21 protein-coding genes and 1 pseudogene are annotated in these 23366 nt (G+C 42.0%); 12 read left to right on the top strand and 10 right to left on the bottom strand.

From position 1 onward, the window contains the following. Positions 1-20: 20 nt before the first annotated feature. Positions 21-680 carry a GAF domain-containing protein gene (locus QL229_RS02790; protein ID WP_281546459.1) on the top strand — a complete coding sequence of 220 codons (660 nt, stop codon included), beginning with the start codon at positions 21-23 and terminating at the stop codon, positions 678-680. Between the two features lie 73 nt (positions 681-753). Continuing rightward, positions 754-1944: an amino acid aminotransferase gene (locus QL229_RS02785; RefSeq protein WP_054553227.1), complete on the top strand. Its 1191-nt coding sequence runs from the start codon at positions 754-756 to the stop codon at positions 1942-1944. 75 nt (positions 1945-2019) lie between these two features. Here QL229_RS02785 and QL229_RS02780 read toward each other — a convergent pair whose 3' ends face one another. The 8 genes and pseudogenes from QL229_RS02780 to QL229_RS02745 form a co-directional block, all read right to left on the bottom strand. Then, positions 2020-2769, bottom strand: coding sequence for a DUF3379 family protein (locus QL229_RS02780; protein ID WP_281546458.1), 750 nt, complete (start codon positions 2767-2769; stop codon positions 2020-2022). Then, a pseudogene (locus QL229_RS02775) lies at positions 2769-3311 on the bottom strand (sigma-70 family RNA polymerase sigma factor); the annotation flags it as partial. The pseudogene QL229_RS02775 and the gene QL229_RS02780, both read right to left, overlap by 1 nt. A gap of 78 nt (positions 3312-3389) precedes the next feature. Further along, complete coding sequence (locus QL229_RS02770; RefSeq protein WP_281546457.1) at positions 3390-5039, bottom strand: BatD family protein; 1650 nt, start codon at positions 5037-5039, stop codon at positions 3390-3392. Next, positions 5033-6910 carry a VWA domain-containing protein gene (locus QL229_RS02765; RefSeq protein ID WP_281546456.1) on the bottom strand — a complete coding sequence of 626 codons (1878 nt, stop codon included), beginning with the start codon at positions 6908-6910 and terminating at the stop codon, positions 5033-5035. Before QL229_RS02765 ends, QL229_RS02770 begins: the two co-directional genes overlap by 7 nt. Before the next feature lies 1 nt (position 6911). Further along, positions 6912-7898, bottom strand: coding sequence for a VWA domain-containing protein (locus tag QL229_RS02760; protein WP_135923911.1), 987 nt, complete (start codon positions 7896-7898; stop codon positions 6912-6914). Beyond that, the gene (locus QL229_RS02755) at positions 7891-8331 is read right to left on the bottom strand and encodes a DUF4381 domain-containing protein (protein ID WP_138557445.1); all 441 of its coding nucleotides are present in this window, start codon (positions 8329-8331) and stop codon (positions 7891-7893) included. Before QL229_RS02755 ends, QL229_RS02760 begins: the two co-directional genes overlap by 8 nt. Before the next feature lie 2 nt (positions 8332-8333). Next, positions 8334-9278 (bottom strand): DUF58 domain-containing protein, encoded by a 945-nt coding sequence (locus QL229_RS02750; RefSeq protein ID WP_138557446.1) that lies wholly within the window; start codon positions 9276-9278, stop codon positions 8334-8336. A 3-nt stretch (positions 9279-9281) separates the two neighbouring features. After that, positions 9282-10238: a MoxR family ATPase gene (locus QL229_RS02745; RefSeq protein ID WP_281546455.1), complete on the bottom strand. Its 957-nt coding sequence runs from the start codon at positions 10236-10238 to the stop codon at positions 9282-9284. Positions 10239-10596: 358 nt separating this feature from the next. Between QL229_RS02745 and fadI the strand changes: the two genes are divergently transcribed. The 3 genes from fadI to QL229_RS02730 all read left to right on the top strand — a co-directional run bounded on the left by fadI (position 10597) and on the right by QL229_RS02730 (position 14801). Continuing rightward, on the top strand, positions 10597-11907 hold the full coding sequence (gene fadI, locus QL229_RS02740; protein ID WP_063529462.1) for an acetyl-CoA C-acyltransferase FadI: 1311 nt from the start codon (positions 10597-10599) through the stop codon (positions 11905-11907). Beyond that, positions 11907-14132 (top strand): fatty acid oxidation complex subunit alpha FadJ, encoded by a 2226-nt coding sequence (gene fadJ, locus QL229_RS02735; RefSeq protein WP_281546454.1) that lies wholly within the window; start codon positions 11907-11909, stop codon positions 14130-14132. Before fadI ends, fadJ begins: the two co-directional genes overlap by 1 nt. Positions 14133-14270: 138 nt before the next feature. Then, a complete protein-coding gene (locus tag QL229_RS02730) occupies positions 14271-14801 on the top strand; it encodes a GNAT family N-acetyltransferase (RefSeq protein WP_138557449.1) in 531 nt (176 codons plus the stop codon). Positions 14802-14815: 14 nt separating this feature from the next. Here QL229_RS02730 and QL229_RS02725 read toward each other — a convergent pair whose 3' ends face one another. After that, entirely contained in the window at positions 14816-15202 is a 387-nt protein-coding gene (locus QL229_RS02725; protein ID WP_135923918.1) for an MmcQ/YjbR family DNA-binding protein, read from the bottom strand. Between the two features lie 190 nt (positions 15203-15392). Between QL229_RS02725 and yeiP the strand changes: the two genes are divergently transcribed. The 7 genes from yeiP to QL229_RS02690 all read left to right on the top strand — a co-directional run bounded on the left by yeiP (position 15393) and on the right by QL229_RS02690 (position 22702). Beyond that, a complete protein-coding gene (gene yeiP / locus QL229_RS02720) occupies positions 15393-15965 on the top strand; it encodes an elongation factor P-like protein YeiP (protein WP_135923919.1) in 573 nt (190 codons plus the stop codon). A gap of 177 nt (positions 15966-16142) precedes the next feature. After that, positions 16143-16871: an RDD family protein gene (locus QL229_RS02715; protein ID WP_135923920.1), complete on the top strand. Its 729-nt coding sequence runs from the start codon at positions 16143-16145 to the stop codon at positions 16869-16871. Continuing rightward, on the top strand, positions 16868-17818 hold the full coding sequence (locus QL229_RS02710; protein WP_138557450.1) for a stage II sporulation protein M: 951 nt from the start codon (positions 16868-16870) through the stop codon (positions 17816-17818). Before QL229_RS02715 ends, QL229_RS02710 begins: the two co-directional genes overlap by 4 nt. Next, positions 17808-19268 carry a hypothetical protein gene (locus QL229_RS02705; RefSeq protein ID WP_281546453.1) on the top strand — a complete coding sequence of 487 codons (1461 nt, stop codon included), beginning with the start codon at positions 17808-17810 and terminating at the stop codon, positions 19266-19268. The genes QL229_RS02710 and QL229_RS02705 overlap by 11 nt, the downstream gene beginning before the upstream one ends. Further along, positions 19258-20406, top strand: a complete 1149-nt coding sequence (locus QL229_RS02700) for a hypothetical protein (protein ID WP_253038079.1) — start codon at positions 19258-19260, stop codon at positions 20404-20406. The genes QL229_RS02705 and QL229_RS02700 overlap by 11 nt, the downstream gene beginning before the upstream one ends. After that, the gene (locus QL229_RS02695; protein WP_138557453.1) at positions 20403-21386 is read left to right on the top strand and encodes a MoxR family ATPase; all 984 of its coding nucleotides are present in this window, start codon (positions 20403-20405) and stop codon (positions 21384-21386) included. The genes QL229_RS02700 and QL229_RS02695 overlap by 4 nt, the downstream gene beginning before the upstream one ends. Beyond that, positions 21383-22702, top strand: a complete 1320-nt coding sequence (locus QL229_RS02690; protein ID WP_281546452.1) for a DUF58 domain-containing protein — start codon at positions 21383-21385, stop codon at positions 22700-22702. Before QL229_RS02695 ends, QL229_RS02690 begins: the two co-directional genes overlap by 4 nt. A 78-nt stretch (positions 22703-22780) precedes the next feature. Here the strand turns inward: QL229_RS02690 and QL229_RS02685 are convergent, their stop codons facing one another. Next, complete coding sequence (locus QL229_RS02685; RefSeq protein WP_199527869.1) at positions 22781-23257, bottom strand: DUF4234 domain-containing protein; 477 nt, start codon at positions 23255-23257, stop codon at positions 22781-22783. Between the last annotated feature and the right edge of the window lie 109 nt (positions 23258-23366).

Genomic DNA, 23366 nt, shown 5'->3' with positions numbered 1-23366 from the left:
ATAGATGTTTGGATGGCTAAATGATTTCTACTTACTTATCTGTTGCCCAACTAGATTTACCTGAAAACCTTGTTGCGGAGCAATTATCAAACCTTGAGCAAAATCTTGCAGAGTCAGCATTACCTTCAGTGCGCTGGCAGTATCAAATCCCTGAGCTAGGCGAGGGGGGTGCGTGTAGCTTATTTGGTTATTTGCAAGATGAACCATTCAAATTAAACGACTATGTTGCAGACAATGCTGTAAACACTGAAAAGCTGGCTAAGCTTCAACAAATCATCGATTTTGTCGTAGCCCAGACGCAAGTAGATTGGTTTGGTATTTATCAAGCAACAAATACAGACGAAGGCCCACAGTTATTGAAGCTGGTTTACCATGGCGCGCCAAGTCGTCCGTTATTTCCTCTAACAGACGCATTCGCTAAGGGTAGCAATAATGTACAGGTTGCACTATCTAAGCAAGGGCGTGTGATCAATAACGTTGCTGATTACCTTGCTCAAGGTGGTGAGTACTATACTTGCGATCCTAAAGTGAAAGCAGAGACCTGTTTACCATTACTTTCAGAGAAAAACGAATGCTTAGGTATTATAGATGCAGAAGCATTTAATACTGATTTCTTTGATCAACAAACCCTTGCATTACTTGTGGCATGTTGTATTAAAATTCCTCAACTCTTGGTCTAATTTAACTAGTAATTAGGCTGGGTTTTTATGTTAAGCTAGTGGCAACGCTAACCCCTATAAAAAGAGATAGTCAATGTTCTCAGAATTAAAACCATTACCAACAGATCCTATTCTTGGCCTAATGGCGGCCTTTAAACAAGATACAAACCCGAAGAAAATCGATTTGGGTGTAGGTGTTTATAAGGATGAGCAAGGCAATACGCCTGTATTAAAAGCGGTTAAAAAAGCGGAAGCGTTTCGTTTAGAAAACGAAACCAGTAAATCGTACATTGGCTTGGCGGGTAACTTAGATTACTGCCAAAAAATGGAAAACTTATTACTGGGTGAGCATCCTGCGTTATTAGCAAACCGTGTTCGCACTGCACAAGCACCAGGTGGTACAGGTGCACTTCGTGTTGCAGCTGAATTCATCAAGCGTTGCAATAAAGATGCAACGGTATGGGTTACTACGCCAACGTGGGCAAACCACATTAGCTTATTTGAAGCGGCAGGCTTAACAGTAAAAGAGTACCCTTACTACGATTACGAAAATAAAGACCTATTATTTGATGACATGATAAACACCCTAAAGCAAGTGCCTAAAGGTGATGTTGTGTTATTTCACGCATGTTGTCACAACCCAAGCGGTATGGATTTAAATGCTGAGCAATGGAGCACAGTTGCTGATCTTGCTGTTGAAGTTGGTTTTACGCCACTTGTTGATATTGCTTACCAAGGTTTTGGTTCAAGCCTTGAAGAAGACGCTGCGGGTCTACGTAAACTAGCAGCAGCGGTAGATGAGCTAATCATCTGTTCTTCATGTTCGAAAAACTTCGGTCTATACCGCGAGCGTATCGGTGCGTGTTCAATTATTGCAAAAGATGCTGCAACTGCTGATATCTCTAACTCTGTATTGTTAAGCGTTGTACGTAGTATTTATTCAATGCCGCCTGCACACGGTGCTGATATTGTTAGCACGATTTTAGGCAGCACTGAGCTTACGCAAATGTGGCACGATGAGCTTGATGAAATGCGTAACCGTATTAATGGTTTACGTACTTTAATCAAAGAAAGCTTAGCAGCGAAAGGGATTGAACAAGATTTCTCATTTATTGACCGTCAAAATGGTATGTTCTCATTCCTAGGTATTAATAAAGAGCAAATCGAGCGCTTACAAAAAGAGTACTCAATCTACATTGTTGGTTCTAGCCGTGTAAACGTTGCTGGTATCAGTGATGCAAACATTGATTACTTTGCTAATGCAGTAGCAGACGTTTGTAAATAATCGGCTCTATAGCGATAAAAAACCGCAGTCACACACTGCGGTTTTTTTGTATCTAAATTTTATTTGCGGACAGGGCTAATGTAACCAGCGTATCGCATCATTTAGCATTGAATTATAGCTATCAAGCGGTGCATCAAGGCTGGCTATCAGTATCGTATCAGCTTGTTTTCCGCGGTTTATATGCCCAGCAAAACGTTCATCACTGAAATCTTCTGAGCCAGTACCAAAAGGCTGTTCGTCAGCAGGGACGATAAAGACAGTCATTGGACCAAAGTCAGATTCAAATACCAAGTGCAGGCCTTTTTTCCCCTGAAAATTACAAAACATTAAATAAGTAACTTTACCGGGTAGCTCATCTAAATGTCCGCCAATTGTGGCAAACTTTTCGTTCACATAGGCAAGGTCAATTGGCTCATGTTTATCAAGCGAGTCAATTTCATGATACAAATGAGTAAAAGCATGCTCACCAACACTGTATAACGTATGCTGTTTGTTAGTAACGAAGAACACACTAATTGCCACTAAAAACGACGCTGCAGCCGCTAAATAAAGGCGATTAAAGGCAAAGCGCGACTTAGCCTCAATAATAGTGTCTAACGGCTGCTCAGAGAGCTGTTCTTCTGCTGCATAAGTATTATCAATAATTCGCTTTGCTAGATTTTCAGGCACGGGTACGTTGAGTGCTTTACTTAGCTCATCATCTAAGGCACGTACATCATCGATAAACGCCTGTTTATCTTCGTCCTGCTCGGCAAGCGCGTCAAGCTCCTTATCAGTCGTGCTTGGCTCGGCGAGGATGCGGCGGCGAAACTCGAGTTCATCCATTAATTTGATGCTCCTCTAAGTTGATCATCATCACTGCTTAAAGCCTCTTTAAGCTGGTTTCTGGCACGGAAAAGACGTGTCATTACCGTGTTTTTATTTAAATCGAGTATCTCGGCAATTTCATCACCCGAACACCCCATTACTACTTGTAACAGCAGTGGCTCGCGATACTCTTCTGATAACTTTCCAATTTGTCGTTGAATCACTGTTTGTTCCATTTCAGCATCAAGCGTCGTGCTTTTTTCATCTACAAGTGTGTCATTTTCAACATCGGCGTAATCAAATTGTTTACGTTCGAATCGCCGAGCATTTTCTCGTCGTAATATAGTGAGTAACCAAGGTTTGGCTGCTTGCTGATCTTGCAGTGAATCCAAGGCACGCCAAGCCCTCAGGAAGGTTTCCTGCACTAAGTCTTCTGCAATACTCTGATCACGACATAACCAATATGCAAAGCGAAAAAGCTCACTGTGGTAGATATGAACCAGTGCTTCATATCGCTTTTGTTTTTCTGTCATAGTAAATAAGACCCGCCCACCAGAAAAAAACTTTCTGAATTTATATTATTTTTATATAAAAAACGGCTAATTGTAGATTAGCCGTTTAAATTCAATGTATTAATATTAATCGTATAGATTCTTTAATACATCTTCTTGGTTTGTCGACTTAACGTGCTTAGTGGCTTGGCTAAGCAAAGCCACAATCTTTGCTAAATCAGGATGCTCGTCTGCTGAACTATAGAGTTTAGCGCGTAATTTAGCAATTTCCTCATTGAGGGCTTGATTGTTAAGTGTTGCTTGCAGGTGCTCAATTGGTCGTGTTGTTTGACCGGTTTGCTGTTTAGCGTAGGCCATTAATGTGCTGTAGAAGAGAGCATTGTTGCGTTGTTTAGCGACCTTCTTAAGCTCATCAAGTGATGTTGAAGAAGCAGCTACTGATTGTGGTGCGACTTCACGTACTGTTGGGCGTTTTTTAATATACAGAACCAAAGTGAATAACCACAGGCCATAGCCTACAGCTGCAACAATTACGAGCCAAGCTGGTGTGCTGACTTGAGTGACAGTTTGCACAGCCGGTGGCATATCTGTCACAGCGGCAGAGTTGTCAGTTTGGGGCTGTGTAAGCGTCGCTGGTGGCGGGGTTAATGGGTTAGTACTTGGTATCACCGTAATTGTGCGTGCAGGAAGCGTGGCATAACTGATACGGTTTATTTTAGTATTAAACCAAGGCAGTTTGATTTCAGGTAAAGTGTATGTTCCTGGTGTTTGAGGTAATAACGCATAAGACGCTGTTTGCTGAGAAATAACGCGACCATCACGCACTAAGTGGTTATTCTCTTTTTGATCAGGGTAACTTCTAAAACCTTGTACTTGTGGCATCTCGATATCAGGCAGCTGTTCTTTGGTGACACCAAGCGCGGTGAGTTTGATAGTACGTGTAATTGGCGTACCTACCTCTACCGTGTCATCTTTTGGTTGCCATTGCTCATCAAGGTTGACTAATTCACTTGGCAGCCAAGCACCTGTGTAGTTATCAGGAATTGGTTTTATGTCTACATCAACATTTTCACCCATAGCTGAAATTGCCATTTGGCGATAGTTTTGACGGATACGGCCATTAAAGACAGGGGCTGTAATGGTATTAATGCCGCTTTTTTGTGGTTGCACTAGGTATTCGCGAGTGATCACCAAATAACGCTTTCCATCAATCAGCTCATAGCTTTCTGATTGTTTATTGATGGCGGTTAATTCGGCATTTTCCATTTTTGGTGTCGTAAGGTTGCCATCAAGTAGCTCTTTATTGTTGTCTATGTATAGCTTAACTGTATAAACACCGGCTTCTTGCACATACAAACTTTGCGGTTTAATACTGGTTTTGATAAATGCATCTTGGCTTTGTTCAGAGTTTTGACTCCGTTTGCTAACCGTTAACTCAATTGGCTGCGAAGTTGCACCAGCAACGGTAAATGCTGGGATTGTGTAAGTCCCTTCTTTGCGAGTCATTAATTTTACAGACCAACTCGTTTGCTTACTGATTTCACCATTAATAATGTTGGTGCGGGTACTAACGCTCGTTGGTCCAACAACAAAGTCTTTTAATAGTACAGAGGTATCAGGTTGCTCGCTGTTGATGGTGTCGTCAGCGGTAATAGTTAATATGAAAAACTCACCTGCAAGGACTGGGTTTTTATCAACACTTGCCTGTAGTTGGGTGGCAGCCCAAAGCGGCGCTGCCGCGATTAGCAATAAACAACATAATAATCGCATTACCATGATTTTTCGGCTCCTCGTGGACGACGTTGATAGTTTCGTTTTTGTGCTTCTAATTGCATTTTATTTCTTAATAAGATCGCAGGATCATCAGGGACTTTACGAAGTAACTGATTAAGCTGTTGTGCTTTTTCTTTCTCTTCATTAGTCAGTTCAGCTGCTTGTGCCTGCAAAGCTTGTTGCTCTGCTTGCTGTTTAGCTTGTTCATCGCTTTGCGATGGCTCTGGCTTTGCATCTTGTTGCTCGGGGGACTGCTCTGGCTTTTGTTCACCTGATTGTGGTGACTGTTGTGCTTCAGATTCCATTTCAGGTTTGTTTTGCTGGCCACTTTCAGACTCGCTTTGCTCACCTTTTTGATCTGATTGTTCACCTTGCTCAGAGGGCTGTTGCCCCTCTTGCTGCTCACTTTGCTCAGAGTTTTCGCCTTGCTGGGAATTCTCGCCCTGTTGCTTTTGCTGGTTATCTTGCTGGCCATCGCTGTTTTGTTGATCATTGTTTTTCTGTTGATCTTGTTGCTGCTGTTGTTGCTCTTGCTGCTGCAATAACTGTTCAACGAGGGCTTGGTTTTCTTTTGCTTCAGTAAAATCATTATTAAGTTGCTGGGCTTGTTTATAAGCCTCTATGGCTTGCTCTAGCTCACCAGCCTTGGCAAGAGCATTACCATAGTTATACAAACCAGTAGCTGACTTATCTTCGCTAAAGGCGTCCATGGCCGCTTGGTAATTACCTTGCTGATAAAGGGCTGCGCCTTTTAGTTGCGCGTTTTCTGCTTGTGCGGCTTGTTCAAATTGATTTTGCTGATAGGCATCAAGGGCGCGTTGGTCTTGGTTTTTAAACACCTCTGGTAACTCAGCGGCGTAAACCTGTTGCTGAGGCAGTAGCATAACAAACAAAACCCCAAGCACTAGGCTGCTTCGGCGAATCAAAAAAAGTGCTAACGGTAGTAAAATAATAAGGCCATAAATACCCGCATCAACACGCCATAAAGCTTGGCTTTGTTTTTCATCTTTAAGCACTTCAGCATTGGCACTAGGTGCGAATGTTTTAATATCTTGATTACTGGTTTGATAGAGCGCAAATTTGCCACCACTATTACGTGCAAGTGCATTTAAGCGACTCACATTTAATTTTGGAATAACAATTTGTCCTTGCATGTCTTTCAAAAAACCACCTTCAGGAAGCTTGATTGGCGCACCTTGCTCAGTGCCTACACCATAAATATTTAAGCGATAATCCGATTCACTTGTAAAGCGAGCAATATCTTCTTGATCTAGGCTATCAACTCCATCGGTGACTAAAATAATATCACCATCTAAATAGCCTGCTTGTTTTAGTAAATCGTCGGCTTTTTCTAAACCATCAATCACATTTGAGCCTTTGCTTGGCATGATATCAGGGCTTAGGCTTGGGATAAGATTAGCCAACGTGCTGGCGTCATTGGTTAGCGGCGAAATAGTAAATGCAGAGCCTGCATAAGCAACCAATGCCGTATCACCTTCTTTGAAAAGCTCAATCATATCAAGTGCTTTAAAGCGAGCTTGAACTAACCGGCTTGGCGCAATGTCGGTACTGAACATAGAGTACGACATATCCATCACAATGACTCGAGCGTTTTTTGCTTGAAACACTGGCACTTGTTTTTTCTCAAAGCTTGGGCCTGCAGAAAACACAATAGCTAATAAGGTAAACAGCGCAACTAACCAAAGTGGTTGGCTTTGTTTTTTGTGGTTGTCGCTCATTACAAACTGTGCCAAATGGGGGGCTATTAAATCAGCCGGGGCGCTCTTTTTATTGCGCACTAACAACACACTAAAAATAATCAATGCTGGGATTAATAACCAAAGTAGGGCAGGGCGAATAAATTCAAAATCCATACTAGCTCTCCTGCTTAAATTGGCGGATAAAACTGACTAGCATTGCTAAGCTTATTAAGCCAAGCGCTATAAGCAGTGGAATATAAAACAAAGAAATTTGTGGGCGGAACGTTTGCTCATCGCTACTAATAGGCTCAAGTTTATCAAGCTCTTGATAAATTTGTTGTAAACCAGCCACATCTTTTGCTCTAAAGTATAAGCCGCCGGTTTGCTCTGCAATACGCTTTAATAAGCTTTCATCAAGGTTACCACCATTCATGCCACCCATATTAAATAGGCTAAAACCACGTGGGTTATCTGAGCCAACGCCAATGGTATATACTTTGATACCTTCTTCGCGGGCTAAGAGTAGCGCATCTTCTGGATCGAGGTTACCAGCGGTGTTTTGTCCATCAGTTAATAGCACAACAATACGATTACTTTCATCTTTGTTGGCAAAGCGTTTTACCGATAAACCTAATGCATCACCGATGGCTGTTGCTCTACCTACTAGGCCAATTTGTGCTTCGCTTAGCATTTGGCTCACAGTTTTAACATCACGTGTAAGTGGCGTTTGTAAAAATGCCGTATCGCCAAATAAAATAAGACCAAGGCGGTCACCCTGACGCTGCTCAATAAAGTCACTTAATACAGCTTTTACCATGGTTAGCCTATCGACATATTGATTCTGATAGGCCATGTCTTGCTCGGTCATTGAGCCAGATAAATCCACTGCAAGCATAATGTCGCGGCCTTCATTAGGCAGTGTGATAGGCTCATCAAGCCAAGTTGGGTTTGCTATTGCAACAACCAGTGAACCCCATACTGCCCATTCGAGTAATGAAACTTTACGGCTATGTTGCTGCACTGTTTGATTATTCAAGCCAAGCTTAGCAAAGCCTGGGATACGTAAACGTAACTGCCCTTGCTGCTTTAGCGGCATAAAGCGGCTTAATAACCAAGGCAGTGGTAAGAGTACAAAACACCATGGCCAACTAAACTCAAACATTGATTGGCTCCTTGAGTTTAAAGTTGTGGATGGCGCTGCGTAATTTAGCCCCAAGCTCGGCATTATTCGTTTGCTGTTGATAAAGTGGCATTAGTTCATCGTAACTAAAATTGTCGCCACTAAGCTTAGACAAGCTTTCTGACCACTTTGCTAAAGGCTGAGAGGCAAGCTGGTTGTTGTAATAATGACGAGTTAAACGTTTTAAAATAATGTGTAGCTGTTGTGCGTCATCATCAGCCACTGTTTTACTTAATTTAATGGCTTGTTTTTTGGCTTTTTTAAACTGCTGGTTTTTATATAAAAGCACTAAGCCGACAATTAATAACGAACCAACTAAGGCGATGATAAGCCACCAAATTGGAGCAAGTGGCCACCATGCAACCTCGGTTGGTGCAATGACATCATGTAAGCCATCTAGCGGATTTTTTTGCATTGTTACTTTCTCACTAATTGCAGCTCAAGTGGGGTGGCTGCACTGAATGAAATTAAACTAAGTCCAGATTTTTGTAAGCGTTTTAATCTATTAGAAAACGACTCTTCAGCAGACTTAGCAAAACGCTCGCGAAATTGCTTATCCATTAACGGTAAAGCCAGCTCTTGACCATTAGCCGACACGGTCACAGTTTGCTTAAAAGCCGGTAACTGATGCTCGAATGGGTCGCTAATATGGCAGCCAATTAACTCACAGTGTCTGCTTAGCATCTCAAGCTGTTTGAAGCTTGCTTCATCAAGGGCACTGAAATCAGAGACGATATAAACCAAGCTTCCTGGTTTTGCTAAATGATTAAGGCGTTTAAGGTTTTCGCTAAATAAGCTGGTGGTTGTTTGATCTATATTAGTCAGTGCTTGGCTGTGAATATCACATAAATTGTGACAAAGCTTTAGCACTGCTTTTTCGCGCGATGTAGGCTTTAATTCGTGATGGCTATGCTGATTAAACACCAGACCACCAATCCGATCACCGCGTTGACATGCTGACCATGCAACCAATGCGCTAATGTGCGCTGCTTGCACTGACTTTAATAATAACTTTGAGCCGAACAGCATTGAGTTTGAAAAGTCAGTAAATACGAAAACAGGGCGTTCTTTTTCTTCTTGAAACAGCTTAGTGTGGGTTTCGCCTGTACGTGCGGTAACACGCCAGTCGATAGAGCGTATGTCATCACCAGCTTGGTAATGCCGTACCTCGGCAAACTCCATACCGCGACCTTTATGAGGCGCAAGGTATTGCCCAGCTAAACTGTTTTTGATTTTTACTTTGGGCGCAAGTTCTAGCAAGCGAGCTTTGGCTTTGTAATACATCAACTCTTTGAGTGATAAGTTTACGCCTTGACTATGGCTTGCCGCTAACCACGCCGCTGTATCAAATTGGCTCGACATAGCTTATGGTACTGCCACCAATTCTAAAATTCGGCTGATCACATCGTCTTTACTAATGCCATCGGCCTGCGCTTCGTAGCTCAATATAATACGATGACGTAACACATTGTGAAGCACAGCTTGGATATCATCAGGGGCTACAAAATCTCGACCTTCAAGCCAAGCATGAGCTCGCGCACACTTATCAAGGGCAATCGTTGCACGTGGGCTTGCACCATATTCAATCCAGCGGCCAAGTTGCTCATCAAGTTCAGACGCTTCACGAGTGGCAACAATTAACTGTACTAGGTACTTCTCTAGTGGTTCAGCTAAATACAAACCTAATATCGCTTTACGGGCAGCAAAAAGCTCACTTTGGCTAATTTGTTGTGTCGTTGCTTGCTTATCAGAGATAGCTTCACCTCGAGTTAGACGTAAAATGTCTAATTCGTGTTCAGCACCCGGGTAATCAATGCTTAAATGCAGTAAGAAGCGGTCAAGCTGAGCTTCTGGCAGTGGGTAAGTCCCTTCTTGCTCGAGCGGATTCTGCGTTGCCATAACCATAAATAGGTCAGACAGTGGATAGGTGTTTTTACCAACAGTTACTTGGCGCTCGGCCATTGCTTCAAGAAGTGCTGATTGTACTTTAGCTGGAGCACGGTTAATTTCGTCAGCCAATATTAGGTTATGAAATAACGGGCCTTTTTCAAATACGAACTCACTGGTTTGCTGACGATAAATATCGGTACCGGTGACATCCGCAGGTAGTAAGTCAGGGGTAAATTGAACTCGTTGGAAGCTGCCTTCAACGCCATTTGCTAATGCATTTACAGCACGGGTTTTTGCAAGACCCGGAGGGCCCTCAACTAATAAGTGGCCATCAGCCAAAATTGCGATTAACAGTGCTTGAGTTAATTGGGGTTGGCCGATAATTTGCGTGTCTAAGTATGTTTTTAATTGTGAAAATGCGTTAACTGCCATAATAAAAAGACTGTCCTAAAAGCGTGAGTCAAAAATTGTTTTTATACCGCACAAACGTGAAACGTTCAGTGCTTATCAATCGTGTTTACGCTACCGTGAATGGGGCGCTATCAACAAGTTATAAGGATTCAAAAGTTATAACACAAGTGTTAGACAGAAAATCCTCAAATAGTTCGTTATTTTTTAAGGAATTTTATCCTAGCCTATAAAAATTTTAGCCTACCATATAAATACAGTGTTTTTTTGTAAATCGGTCGAAAAAAGCCTATGGTTGAAAACTTACTATTGGCATTCGTACACGGGTTGTTTTAGAATCAGGAAAAACAAACAGGTCAGACCTGTCAGCGGGAGAGCATAAATGTCTGAGCAAAATATACTTAAAACAGCAAAAGGCGATCGTATCGCAATCGTTAGCGGCCTACGAACGCCGTTTGCAAAGCAAGCCACAGCATTCCACCATGTACCAGCCCTTGATATGGGTAAGTTAGTTGTCAACGAAATGCTTGAGCGACTAAATTTCGATAAATCTGAAATCGACCAACTGGTATTTGGTCAAGTAGTACAAATGCCAGAAGCGCCAAATATTGCCCGTGAAATCGTATTAGGTACGGGTATGCCTGTATCTGTTGATGCTTATTCTGTATCGCGTGCGTGTGCGACAAGTTTCCAAGCCATTGCTAACGTGGCTGAGTCAATTATGGCAGGCTCAGTGCAAGTTGGTATCGCGGGCGGTGCTGACTCATCATCTGTATTACCTATTGGTGTTAGCAAAAAATTAGCGGGTAGCCTTGTTGATTTAAACAAAGCACGCACTCTTGGTCAGCGATTAAAGATTTTCTCAAAATTGCGTCTTAAAGACTTACTGCCTGTACCGCCAGCGGTCGCTGAGTACTCTACTGGCTTATCTATGGGTCAAACAGCTGAGCAAATGGCGAAAACGCATAACATTAGCCGCGAAGACCAAGATGCTTTAGCACACCGTTCTCACACTCTTGCAAGCCAAGCGTGGGCTGATGGTAAACTGAAAGACGAAGTGATGACTGCCCATGTTGCACCTTATAAGAGCTTTATTGAGCAAGACAATAACATCCGTCATAACTCAACAGTTGAAGGCTACGCCAAATTAAAACCAGTATTTGACCGTCAACACGGCTCAGTTACCGCAGCTAACGCTACACCATTAACAGATGGTGCAGCAGCGGTATTAATGATGAGTGAGAGCAAAGCAAAAGCATTGGGTTACAACATTTTAGGTTATGTACGCAGTTTTGCTTTCTCTGCAATTGGTGTACATGAAGACATGCTAATGGGTCCGGCGCACTCAACGCCAATTGCCTTAGATAGAGCTGGTATCACATTAGCTGATTTAGATTTAATCGAAATGCACGAAGCATTTGCAGCGCAAACACTTGCCAACATGAAGATGTTTGCGTCAGATAAATTTGCACAAGAAAAGCTAGGTCGTAGTAAAGCGATCGGCGAAATTAACATGGACAAGTTCAATGTATTAGGTGGCTCTCTTGCATACGGTCACCCATTTGCGGCAACAGGCGCGCGCCTGATCACGCAAAGCTTACATGAACTTAATCGTCGCGGTGGCGGCTTAGCGCTTACGACTGCGTGTGCAGCGGGTGGCTTAGGCGCAGCCTTTGTATTGGAGAGTGCGTAATGACAGATTCAGTATTTAGTTTATCAGTGGCTGATGACGGCGTAGCCGTTGTAACTATTGATGTGCCGGGTGAAAAAATGAACACCCTGCGCAGCAGTTTTGCAGAAGATTTAAAAACCTTACTTAAAGACGCACAAGAAAAAGCAGTAAAAGGCATGGTATTTATCAGTGGTAAAAGCGATAACTTTATCGCTGGTGCTGATATTAAAATGCTTGATAGCGCCAATAGCCGTGAAGATGCATTAGCGTTAAGCGAAATGTGCCAGCAAGCATTTTTCGATATGAAAAAGCTGCCTTTCCCAACGGTTAGTGCTATACACGGTGCAGCATTAGGTGGTGGTTTAGAGTTTGCTTTAGCTTGTGATTATCGCGTGTGTTCAGACAGCGATATCACTAAGCTTGGTTTACCTGAAGTACAGTTAGGCTTATTACCAGGGGGTGGCGGTACTCAACGTTTACCTAAATTAGTTGGTTTGCAAAAAGCACTTGAGTGGATGCTTACAGGTAAACAAGTGCGTGCAAAGCAAGCGAAGAAAACAGGCTTAGTAAATGATTGTGTCCCGCACAGTGTATTACTAGATGTTGCTAAAGAGTTTGCCCTGAAAGGTAAGGCTAAGATTACTAAACCTAAGCTAGACCGATTAAGCCAATTACTTGAGTCAAACCCATTTGGTCGTAATATTATTTTCAAAAAAGCACAAGAAAATGTGCTGAAGAAAACAGGCGGTCACTACCCAGCTCCTTTAGCGATTATTAAAGCGGTTCGTGCAAGTGTTGAGCTTGATCAGTTAAAAGCATACAAAACTGAAGCTGAAGGTTTTGCCACGCTAGTTATGAGCGATGAGTCAAAAGCATTGCGCGGTATTTTCTTTGCAACCACAGAAATGAAAAAAGAGTGGCGCAATGATGACGCACCAGCAATCGCTAAAGCAGCAGTATTAGGCGGCGGCCTAATGGGCGCGGGTATTGCTCATGTTAGTGCCGTAAAAGCCGGTGTTCCAGTGCGCATTAAAGATGTGGCTGAAAAGGGCATTAGCAATGCAATGAACTACAGCTATAAAATTTTAGATAAAAAGCAAAAGCGTCGTATTTTATCTAAAGCAGAACTACAACAAACCATGAACCGCATTACCGGTACCACCGATTACAGTGGCTTTAAGCATATCGATATCGTTATCGAAGCGGTGTTCGAAGATCTTGCTTTAAAGCAAGGTATGGTGGCTGATGTTGAACGTGAATGCCAAGACAACACGATTTTTGCAAGTAATACCTCGTCATTACCGATTGCGCAAATCGCTGCTGATGCAGCACGTCCAGAAAATGTAATTGGTCTGCATTACTTCTCACCTGTTGAGAAAATGCCACTTGTTGAGATCATTCCACACGCTGGTACATCTGAAGAAACTATCGCACGCGTGGTTAACTTTGCCCGTAAGCAAGGTAAAACTCCAATTGTGGTTAAAGACATGGCTGGTTTCTATGTAAACCGTATCTTAGCGCCTTATGTAAATGAAGCGGCTAATTTACTGCTTGCAGGTGAGCCAATTGAAAAGATTGACCAAGCACTTGTTGAGTTTGGGTTCCCGGTAGGGCCTTTAGCGTTACTTGATGAAGTAGGGATTGATATCGGTTCTAAAATTGCGCCAATCCTTGAAAAAGAATTGGGCGAGCGCTTTAAAGCCCCGGATGCCTTTAATCGCTTAATCGATTCTAAGCGTTTAGGCCGTAAGACTGGCCGTGGTTTTTATCTTTACGACAAGAAAGATAAAAAAGTGGATGAGTCAGTATACGAGCTACTGGGTGTTACGCCATCACCTCGTTTAAACAAGAGCGAAATTGCTAAACGTTGTGTTGCGCAAATGCTGAACGAAGCGGTGCGCTGTTTAGATGATGGCATTATTGCAAGCCCGCGTGACGGTGATATTGGTGCTATTTTTGGTATCGGTTTCCCACCATTCTTAGGCGGTCCATTTAGCTATATGGATAAACTGGGTGCCGCACAAGTGAGCTCAGAAATGGCGACTTTTGCTAACTACAACCCAATTTTCACACCTTGTGATACGTTAAAAGCAATGGCTGAAAAGGGTGGTCGTTTTTACCAAGCAGAAAGCGAAGAGCCGGCAGTTGAAGAAGCTGCGCCTGTCGATCCGGTTGAAGTAACCAAAGAAGTGGTCGAAGACGAGCAAGCGTCAGAAGAAGCTGATACCGAAACAACTAAAAGCTAGTATTTTAATTAATTAGCTAATTTAAAAGCCCTGCTCACGTTGAGCGGGGCTTTTTGCTTCGATATTGGCCATAAGTGGTATTTAACTCGCCATGTCGGTTTGTTATAACTAGGTTTATTTACTAATTGATTAATCACCATGACTCTCACCACTGAGCGATTAACATTACGGCTGTTAAATGCCGATGACTGGCCATTGTTTTATACTTTGCATAATGATGCCCAAGTAATAGCGAAATGCTTTGATAAGCCGTCAGAAGCGCAGCTACGCGCTAAGTTTAATGAACGTTTAAAGCCTTGGCAGCCAAATTCGAATACACCACTGTGTTTAGTGATTGTTGAAACCAGCACAGGAAAAGAAGTTGGCGTGACTGGGTTTACCTCATCAACTGTCCCTGAGATACAAGAAGTTGGTTATTTGCTGTTGCCTAACTTTCATGGTCGAGGCTATGCCACTGAGTCTTTGCAAGCGGTGCTCGATTATGCCGCATCAGAACATGCTGTACGTGAATTTAAAGCGGTTGTTACCGAAGGTAATATCGGTTCAGAAAAAGTACTTGAGAAGTGTGGCTTTCAGCTGATTGAAAAGCAACCTGACGCCTATGCAATTGGTGGTATTTTGTATGCCGATCATCATTATCATTTAAGCTGCACTGATCACAGAGTGTGATCAGTGCAAAACTTTTACAGATGAAGCTCAATCGCTTTTCTGTCTTTTTCTGGCATATTCGCAACCACTAAATTAAACGAATTATCGATCATTCGTTCAATTTCTCCTTGTGGTACGGTGCCATCTAAAATAACCGTATTCCATAAACGTTTGTTCATATGATAACCCGGGATCACAGACGGGAAAATATCACGTAATGCTTGAGCCTCATCAGGGTCGCACTTTAGATTAAGCCACCATACAAGGTTGCCTTCATCATCTGTTTGACCTTCTTTGCCCTCTGCGAGGGTGGCAAACATTTTATGATTAACTTTATAAACATCGACATCTTGGCCAAATGGTTGTGTGATCATCACCAATGGCTTGTTCATTAAATATTCGTGTACTGCGTGTTGATTCATGATCCAATCCTTGAAGTCATTTTTCGTAGTTATAAACATAGCAGCTTTTTCGTAGTTTGGAGACAACTATTGCCATAATTTGCTGAAAAATAGGATAAATCACAGATGTGATTTAAAACTATAAATTTTTATTGAACAAACGCTATTACGTGGTAAATTCCTGTCATCAAAAAACGATAGGAATACACCCATGCCTAAGGCAAGTGAAGTTAAAAAAGGCGCCGCTATTGAGCATAACGGCCGTGTTTTAGTAGTTAAAGATATTCAACGTTCTGTACCGCAAGGTCGTGCAGGTGGTAGCTTATACCGCATGCGTTTATACGATGTAGTAACAGGCGGTAAAGTGGATGAAACATTCAAAGACAGCGACATGCTAAAGCTAGCTGACTTAACTCGCCGTGAAGCAATGTTCTCTTACATTGACGGTGAAGAGTATGTTTTCATGGATAATGAAGATTACACGCCATATAACTTAAACAAAGAAGCGATTAGCGAAGAAATTTTATTCGTGAATGAAGAAACTCAGGGTCTTCACGTAATTGTAATTGATGGTGCTCCGGTTGGCCTAGACTTACCATCAAGCGTTGAACTTGTTGTTGAAGAAACAGACCCTTCAATTAAAGGTGCTTCTGCTAGTGCACGTTCAAAGCCTGCACGTTTAACTACGGGTTTAACGATTCAAGTTCCTGAGCATATTTCTACAGGCGACCGAATTCGTATCAACACGGTTGAACATAAATTTATGGGCCGTGCTGAGAAATAATGGCACTCACTGATAGAAACCGGCTTTTTGCCGGTTTTTTTGTGTCAAAAAATAGTATTTCAGTGTTTTATTAAGCGACAGAATAAAAGTTTGCTCCTACAAAGGCATTGAAAAAGGGACAGAAAAGCCGCATCATTAAGAGCTTACGAAAACAATAATAATGCTAGTTGTAGATTAATGTTAAACCACGGATTGGAAAACAGAGAATATATAAAACTTCCCGAAGGCGTTGATATCGCCATAACTCCTGCTGGCGTTGTTGCCCGAAGCTACGCTTACCTTATTGATTTTATTATCCGAGGCCTTGTTTTAATTGCTGTGAGCAGCGTTTTGGCATTTTTAGGTGATGCAGGGCAAGGGCTTATTTTAATTGCTTACTTTGTAATTTCTTGGGGGTACAACATTCTTTATGAAATGGAGAATGGCCAAACACCCGGTAAAAAAAGACTTAAAATTCGTGTTGTGCAAGATAATGGCTTACCCGCGAGCTTTTCGCAAATAGTGGTGCGCAACTTATTACGCCCCGCAGATATGTTACCGATAGGCTATTTCTTGGGTCTTGTGGTTATGTTGTTTAACAACCGTTTCAAGCGAATTGGTGATTGGGCTGCTGGAACTATGGTTATTTATGAAGACGAGTTAGAAGCGCGACCAGAGCTGTCGAAAGGCCAAGTGCATGTACCTACAGTAAGTTTAACTACCGAAGAGCAACTTGCAGTGCTGGCTTTTGCTGAGCGTCATGACGAGTTATCTGATGCTAGGCGCCACGAACTAGCGCGTATTCTCGCAGAGTCATTTGCGACAGATGAAAACAATATTGAGTGGCAATTGCTCAGTTATGCGCGCCATTATGCTGGACAAGTCAATGATAATACAGATTACCCACCGCAAGAGGGTAAACCATGAAACAAACTCAATTTGTAAAGTCGAATAGTGAACGCTGGGATGAATTTAAGACTTTGTGTGAACAAAAAAGTACAGAGACTTTACCTATTCACTTTCCTAATTTGTATCGAAAAGTGTGTAATGACTTAGCCATTGCGCAAAGTCGTCAATACAGCCCCGTGTTGATTGAGCAAATCAATAGACTCGTGCAGTTAGGGCAAAAGCGACTTTATTTATCGCGTAGTAATCAATTTTCTGAATTATGGCACGTAGCACGCACAGCATTTCCTCGCGCCCTATATGAAAACCGTTTAATGCTTGGTATTAACTTATTGGCATTTTGGGGATTGGCTCTTATTGCTTTTATTTGGGTGACACTTGACCCTGATGCCGTCTATACATTTTTAGGGCAAGGCACCGTCCTTAATATCGAACAAATGTATAACCCCAGTGGTAGCGTACAATCGGCTGAGCGAGGCGCATCACAAGATCTCATGATGTTCGGGGTCTACATTTACAATAATATTGGTATTGCATTTCAGATGTTTGCAGGCGGTGTGTTGTTCTGTGTAGGCGCTGCCTTTTTCTTATTATTCAATAGCTTTTATTTTGGGGCTATTGCCGCTCATATTGTTAATGTTGGTTTTGAAGGGCCGTTTTTCTCATTTGTTATCACCCATGGCTCGTTTGAGTTAACCGCTATCATCATTGCCTCAGCGGCAGGCTGTCAGATTGGTTACGGGCTTTTAAATCCCGGCCAGTTTACCCGTGCATATGCGATGAAACAGGCTGCTCAAAAAGCACTCCCACTGATTGTTGGGGCGTTTTTAATGTTGGTGATAGCCGCTTTTATTGAAGCATTTTGGTCACCTCGTGATATTGCCAATGAAATTAAGTATGTTGTTGGCGCAGGCTGTTGGGCTTATGTGATTTTTCGCTTATATAAGGGCATGCGTTATGGAGCTTAATCACCTAAGCTTTAACCCTCGTAAGCGCAGCGCCTATGAAACCTTTGATTTAACGGTATTACTGGTTAAGCAACACTTTGTAGCATTGGTAGCTATGTATTTAATAATGGCTGTCCCGGTGTTTTTAATGATTGGCCTACTGTTTAATTGGGGAATAAGTGCTTTTGTTATCTGGTGGCTCAAGCCTCTATTTGAGCGGCCATTACTCGATTACATGTCAAAAGCGGTGTTTAATCAGCCGCTAAGTATTAGTCATAGCTTAAGGTCAGTGAAACAGTTAAAAATGACCGACATGGTCGCTCATCTAACGATATATAGGCTTAGCCCAAATCGTGCATTTTTAGCGCCAGTTGAGCAACTAGAACGACTTTCAGGTGAGCGAAAAACCAAGCGTAAGCAAGTATTGTTTGCCTCAACGAAACCTAAGCAAACACTATGGATGCTGTTTTGTGTGCATTTTGAATACATTTTGTTGATGGGGATATCGGCACTGACTATCGCATTAATCCCCCAATCGTTTTCTGCCGAAGAGGCTATGTACCAAATTTTTGAATCTCCAGAGTGGCTAGAGATAGCTTTTAACCTTATCTACATAATTAGTATTTCGTTGGTTGCACCTTTATTTGTTAGTGGTGGATTTCTTGCTTATTTACACCGCCGTGTAGAGCTTGAAGGTTGGGACATTGAGCTGGCATTTAAAAACATTCGTACCCGCCTCGCAGGCTTACTCAGTGCTGTAGGGCTATTTATGCTAACAATGTTTACCCTACAACCATCAACTAGTTATGCTGAGCAAATCGATAAGCAAGCGATAAAAGAGCAAGTCACCGCACTCTATAATGAGCCTAATGTCATCGAAACAGAAACCACCTGGGTGCCAAATTTAGAGCCTACAGAGAGTTCATCACACAGTGATTGGTCATGGCTTATCGACCTGTTTACAGCGATAGGCAATGGGTTTGGTGTATTAGTTTGGCTGTTAGTTGGATTATTACTGGTTTGGCTCGTTTATTACTTGATTAAAAAACGAGGTTTTTTTGCCAACTTAAGCTTACCTGAGCGCACAAAAGTAACTGAAGAGTCAGTGATCCCAACCTTATTTGCAGAGATTAAAAGTAAAGATTTACCAGCAGATTTAATAGCTGCTGCACAGCAATGCTTTGAGCAAGGTGAGCATCGCTTAGCGTTAGCGTATTTGCTTCATCATACCCTGAGTTGGGCTCAGCAGCATCACCAAGTGCGCCTGCACCGTTCAATGACTGAACGCGAATGTAAACGTGCAATTGATGCAAAGGTGCCAAATCAAGGGCAAGCGATATTTGCCCGCTTATTTTCTGCATGGGTCGCGGTTGCTTGGGGTCATAAAACCCCTGATATCAATTTTGTAGAGTTAACTGCACAAATTACAGCAATGACAGCAAATACTCAGGAGCAAGCCCATGAAGCTTAAGGTTGTGCTAATTGCTCTATTAGTCTTGTTTACCGTGTTTATTGTTGCCTCACTGGCCTCATTAGATTGGGAAAAAAGAGAAGTTGAAATAGGGTTTCATTCAGATGTTGCCAAAGATAACTTCACCATGGCCCAACGTCTTTTAAAGGCCAATGGAATAAGTTGGATCAAAGATAAACACTTGGCTGAACAAGCACAAAGTGAAGAGCTTGCGATAGATCCAAAAAGCATTTTAATTTTAGATGAAGCCGTACTTGCTGACTCTTATCTGCTTGATACTCAGCTTGCTGATTGGGTCGCTGATGGCGGGCGTTTAATTTATGTATTAAATAGGCAGCGCGAAGAGCTAGCAATTGATAATTCAGTGTTCTTTGGGCAGCTTGGCATCAATGTGCTAAGTCAAGAAGATGTCTTTGAGTATGATTTTGCGATGCGCAAAGAGGGAGATAAAAACAGTGTGTTGTCTATTGATGAAAATACTGAGCTCGAACTCGAATTAAGCCGTGCCTTTTACATCGAAAACTGCCCTGGTGTAAGTACAAATACTTCTGAGGGCAAAACCCTAATGTGTGATTTTGCCTTTGGTCAAGGCAGAGTAGTTGTGATGCCATCGTTATTACCTTTTACTAACTATCGTTTGCGCCACCTCGACCATGGCAGTCTATTACTTTGGTTAAGTAAAGGCGCTAAGAGTATTAGCTATGTTCCATACCTGACTTACCCTAATTGGCTTGCAAAGCTTTGGCACTGGAGCTGGCAATTTGTAGTGACTCTAGTGTTATTAATTGTGCTTGCAGTGTGGCATATTACGAGCCGTATTGGCCGAGCATACGCCCCTGATTTTGAAGCTAAAACCAGTTTTAATCAGCATATTCGTGCACTCGCTAATTTTTACTCTGAGCACGGCCATGAAGCCGTATTATTTGCCGCACTCAAGAAAGACTTTTACAGCAAGGTAGAAGCGCGTGTACCAAACTTTAAAATGCTAAGTGCAGAAAAACAGGCGCAGAGTATTGCTAATTTAACCCATTTTGAAAAACAACAGGTAGCGCAGTTACTAGCTAGCAAGTTACCTGACTCAAAAACACAAAGAACAAATTATATAAAACGATTTAAACAGTTAAGGAATGCCTTATGAGCACGGAATTAGACACTAATCGCATGAGCTTAGTTGAGGCAGCTGATGCAGTAAAACAAGTAAAGCATAACATTTCGCGTGTGTTAGTCGGTCAAGATGCCATTGTAGAAGATGTGCTTACTGTTCTTTTTGCTGGTGGCCATGTACTGCTTGAAGGGGTTCCTGGACTTGGTAAAACATTACTTGTTAGAGCTTTAGCTAAAAGCTTAAGTGTAAATTTCTCACGTGTACAATTTACCCCAGACTTAATGCCTTCGGATGTAGTAGGGCATAGCTTGTATGATATGAAGTCAGGTGAGTTTAATATCAAAAAAGGCCCTGCCTTTACTAATATCTTACTTGCTGATGAAATTAATCGTGCGCCAGCAAAAACGCAATCAGCCTTACTTGAAGTGATGCAAGAACAACAAATCACTATTGATGGTGAATCGTTATTAATAAACTCCCCGTTTATGGTATTAGCCACTCAAAACCCACTAGATCAAGAAGGGACTTACCCATTACCAGAGGCCGAATTAGACCGCTTTATGATGAAAGTAGAGCTTGGTTTTCCTTCTCATGAATCGGAAGTTGAGCTTTTAAAACTGAATACACAAATAGTTTCTAATGAAAGCAAAGTGGAGCAGCTTCCAGCGGTACTAGATGCCAAGCGTATTGCTGAAATTAAACAGCTTTGTGCGGATATTTTAGTAGACGAGCAAATTCTTAATTATGCCGTTGATATAGTTCGTAGCTCACGAACTTGGCAAGGTGTGCTGCACGGTGCAGGGCTACGTGCCTCAATTAATATCATTAAAGCTGCAAAAGTAATGGCATTGATGAATGGCCGTGATTTTGTTACCCCAGATGATGTGAAGCTAGTCTCGCCAAATATTTTAAGGCACCGTTTAATTTTATCTGCGGACTTAGAACTGGAAGGTGTTTCGTTTGACGAAGTGATCAGTGCTATTTTAGCCAGTGTTGAAGCGCCACGCTCATGAACCGTATCAAGCTTAGGCCAGCAAAACGTTTAGTTGTGTTAACAGCATTCATTCTGTTGCTTATGCTTGTGTGTGCTATTGCTCAGTTCAATGGCATGCTTTTAACCGCCTTGTTATTGGTGCCAGCTTTAGTTGCAATTGTTGATTGCTTGGCAGCTAAGTCATCGCCTTTACTCGAAGTAAGCGCAGAAACTAACCTAAATATGGCGTTATACAGACGCCAAGATTTAAACGTGTTGATTAAAAATAATGCCAAACATGCTAAGCAATTAGATGTGAGTGTGCATTTAAGCAACGCTATTGAATTGTTAAAGCCAGTGCAAACCCTATTCATTGACGCTACGCAACAGGTAAAGCTGGTCTTTATGATACGCGCCCATAAGCGGGGGGATGCACAAATTAGTGCGATTGAGCTGAGGGTAGGGTCGCCACTAGGCCTTTGGCAAGCAAATTGGTTGGCAACTCAAGCTACTCAGTTAAAGGTTTACCCAGACTTTAGCCGTGTTACCTCGAAACAGCATTTAAACGGGGTCGTGAATAAGCCTATTTCGGGGTTAAAACTCACCAAAAAGCGCGGTGATGGTATTGAATTCCAGCAATTACGCGAATATCGCCAAGGTGACAGCGTCAGGCAGATAGATTGGCAGGCAACAAGTAAACGCCGAAAATTAATTTCGCGAGAGTATCAAGAAGAGCAAAACCAGCATGTAATAGTTATGCTTGATGCCTCAAAAAAAATGGCCATAGAAGCCAATGAAGGCAGCCACTTTGATCATGCTTTAAATGCATTATTGCTACTTTCTCACACGGTTTTAAAGCAAGGTGATTGGTTTAGTATGCAGAGCTTTAACCAAAACCTACGCTGGTTACCCGATGTTAAAGGCGCGCAGAATGTATCTCGGGTGATGAATCATTTTTATGATTTATACCCAGATAATAGCAGCAGTGACTATTTGGTAGCTGTAAACCAGTTAATTGCTAAGCGCAGTAAACGCTCTTTAGTGTTATTAGTCACCACCCTAGATGAGCAAAGTATTGACGAGTTAATGCCTGCAATAAAGCTATTGCAAAAACATCACTTAGTGGCACTTATCAATATTAACAATCGAGCCGTGAGTGAAGTGCTCGAAGAGCCTATAGAAAAGTATGAAGATGCAACCAGCTACTGTGCAGCATTAGCACTACTAAATTCACATAAAGCCAATATGGCTAAGCTGAAAAAGCAAGGGGTGATAGCCATAGACTGTAACCCTGAGCAGCTGTTACCGCATGTGCTTAATACCTATTTGAATGTGAAGCACTCAGGGGCGTTGTAATACCCGAATACCAAGCTTTAATAAAAAAGGCATTGAATTCAATGCCTTTTTTATTAATTAACGAAACCTATGAAACGATTACTTTTGATTATCAATGGCCTCATTAATTTTGTATTGGAAATAAATCGCATAAAAGAAAAACGTGAGTATGCCACTTAAATGTACCGGCTCATTGCTGCCTTCATTAATTAACTCTTTAAGTGAAGTACGTAGCGAGAAAATGAATACCAGACCAACAATTAAAGAAATAATAGAAGCAATAGCAGACAAGGCTTCAGAAATATCGGTGAATGCCAAAACAAAGTTGATTACGTAAATAGCAACATAGCCATAAATTAAGTTTTGATTTACCTGATGTTTAGCAAGTGCGTTTGCTTTGTTTGCGCGGCTTACTAGCCAGTATAAGGCGTAGATGCCTAATGTGATAAGACTCAAAAAGAATACGCCCCAAGCGGAGAAGCGCTCAAAGTTTAAAATAGGTTTATTGCCACTTGTATTTGCTTGAGTTAGCTCTGCTTCAGGTGCTTCATATACATTTGTTGATTCTTCAGACACAACGGATCCTCATTTTTTTGTTAGTTCCTTGATTACACCAATCCGCAATAATACTTAATCATTTTGAGGGATTAAACCTGTCGCTATCTGCGTTAAAAATTTCTGATTT

It is taken from the genome of Pseudoalteromonas sp. PAR1 (assembly GCF_947311895.1).
Classification (GTDB): Bacteria; Pseudomonadota; Gammaproteobacteria; order Enterobacterales; family Alteromonadaceae; genus Pseudoalteromonas; species Pseudoalteromonas lipolytica_C.
This window is presented reverse-complemented; position numbering and strand designations above follow the sequence as displayed.

Bases quoted from the DNA above. Each gene is read 5' to 3' on its own strand.
- QL229_RS02790 (WP_281546459.1), top strand. From the start codon at position 21: ATGATTTCTACTTACTTATCTGTTGCCCAACTAGATTTACCTGAAAAC.
- QL229_RS02785 (WP_054553227.1), top strand. From the start codon at position 754: ATGTTCTCAGAATTAAAACCATTACCAACAGATCCTATTCTTGGCCTA.
- QL229_RS02780 (WP_281546458.1), bottom strand. From the start codon at position 2,769: ATGGATGAACTCGAGTTTCGCCGCCGCATCCTCGCCGAGCCAAGCACG.
- QL229_RS02770 (WP_281546457.1), bottom strand. From the start codon at position 5,039: ATGGTAATGCGATTATTATGTTGTTTATTGCTAATCGCGGCAGCGCCG.
- QL229_RS02765 (WP_281546456.1), bottom strand. From the start codon at position 6,910: ATGGATTTTGAATTTATTCGCCCTGCCCTACTTTGGTTATTAATCCCA.
- QL229_RS02760 (WP_135923911.1), bottom strand. From the start codon at position 7,898: ATGTTTGAGTTTAGTTGGCCATGGTGTTTTGTACTCTTACCACTGCCT.
- QL229_RS02755 (WP_138557445.1), bottom strand. From the start codon at position 8,331: ATGCAAAAAAATCCGCTAGATGGCTTACATGATGTCATTGCACCAACC.
- QL229_RS02750 (WP_138557446.1), bottom strand. From the start codon at position 9,278: ATGTCGAGCCAATTTGATACAGCGGCGTGGTTAGCGGCAAGCCATAGT.
- QL229_RS02745 (WP_281546455.1), bottom strand. From the start codon at position 10,238: ATGGCAGTTAACGCATTTTCACAATTAAAAACATACTTAGACACGCAA.
- fadI (WP_063529462.1), top strand. From the start codon at position 10,597: ATGTCTGAGCAAAATATACTTAAAACAGCAAAAGGCGATCGTATCGCA.
- fadJ (WP_281546454.1), top strand. From the start codon at position 11,907: ATGACAGATTCAGTATTTAGTTTATCAGTGGCTGATGACGGCGTAGCC.
- QL229_RS02730 (WP_138557449.1), top strand. From the start codon at position 14,271: ATGACTCTCACCACTGAGCGATTAACATTACGGCTGTTAAATGCCGAT.
- QL229_RS02725 (WP_135923918.1), bottom strand. From the start codon at position 15,202: ATGAATCAACACGCAGTACACGAATATTTAATGAACAAGCCATTGGTG.
- yeiP (WP_135923919.1), top strand. From the start codon at position 15,393: ATGCCTAAGGCAAGTGAAGTTAAAAAAGGCGCCGCTATTGAGCATAAC.
- QL229_RS02715 (WP_135923920.1), top strand. From the start codon at position 16,143: ATGTTAAACCACGGATTGGAAAACAGAGAATATATAAAACTTCCCGAA.
- QL229_RS02710 (WP_138557450.1), top strand. From the start codon at position 16,868: ATGAAACAAACTCAATTTGTAAAGTCGAATAGTGAACGCTGGGATGAA.
- QL229_RS02705 (WP_281546453.1), top strand. From the start codon at position 17,808: ATGGAGCTTAATCACCTAAGCTTTAACCCTCGTAAGCGCAGCGCCTAT.
- QL229_RS02700 (WP_253038079.1), top strand. From the start codon at position 19,258: ATGAAGCTTAAGGTTGTGCTAATTGCTCTATTAGTCTTGTTTACCGTG.
- QL229_RS02695 (WP_138557453.1), top strand. From the start codon at position 20,403: ATGAGCACGGAATTAGACACTAATCGCATGAGCTTAGTTGAGGCAGCT.
- QL229_RS02690 (WP_281546452.1), top strand. From the start codon at position 21,383: ATGAACCGTATCAAGCTTAGGCCAGCAAAACGTTTAGTTGTGTTAACA.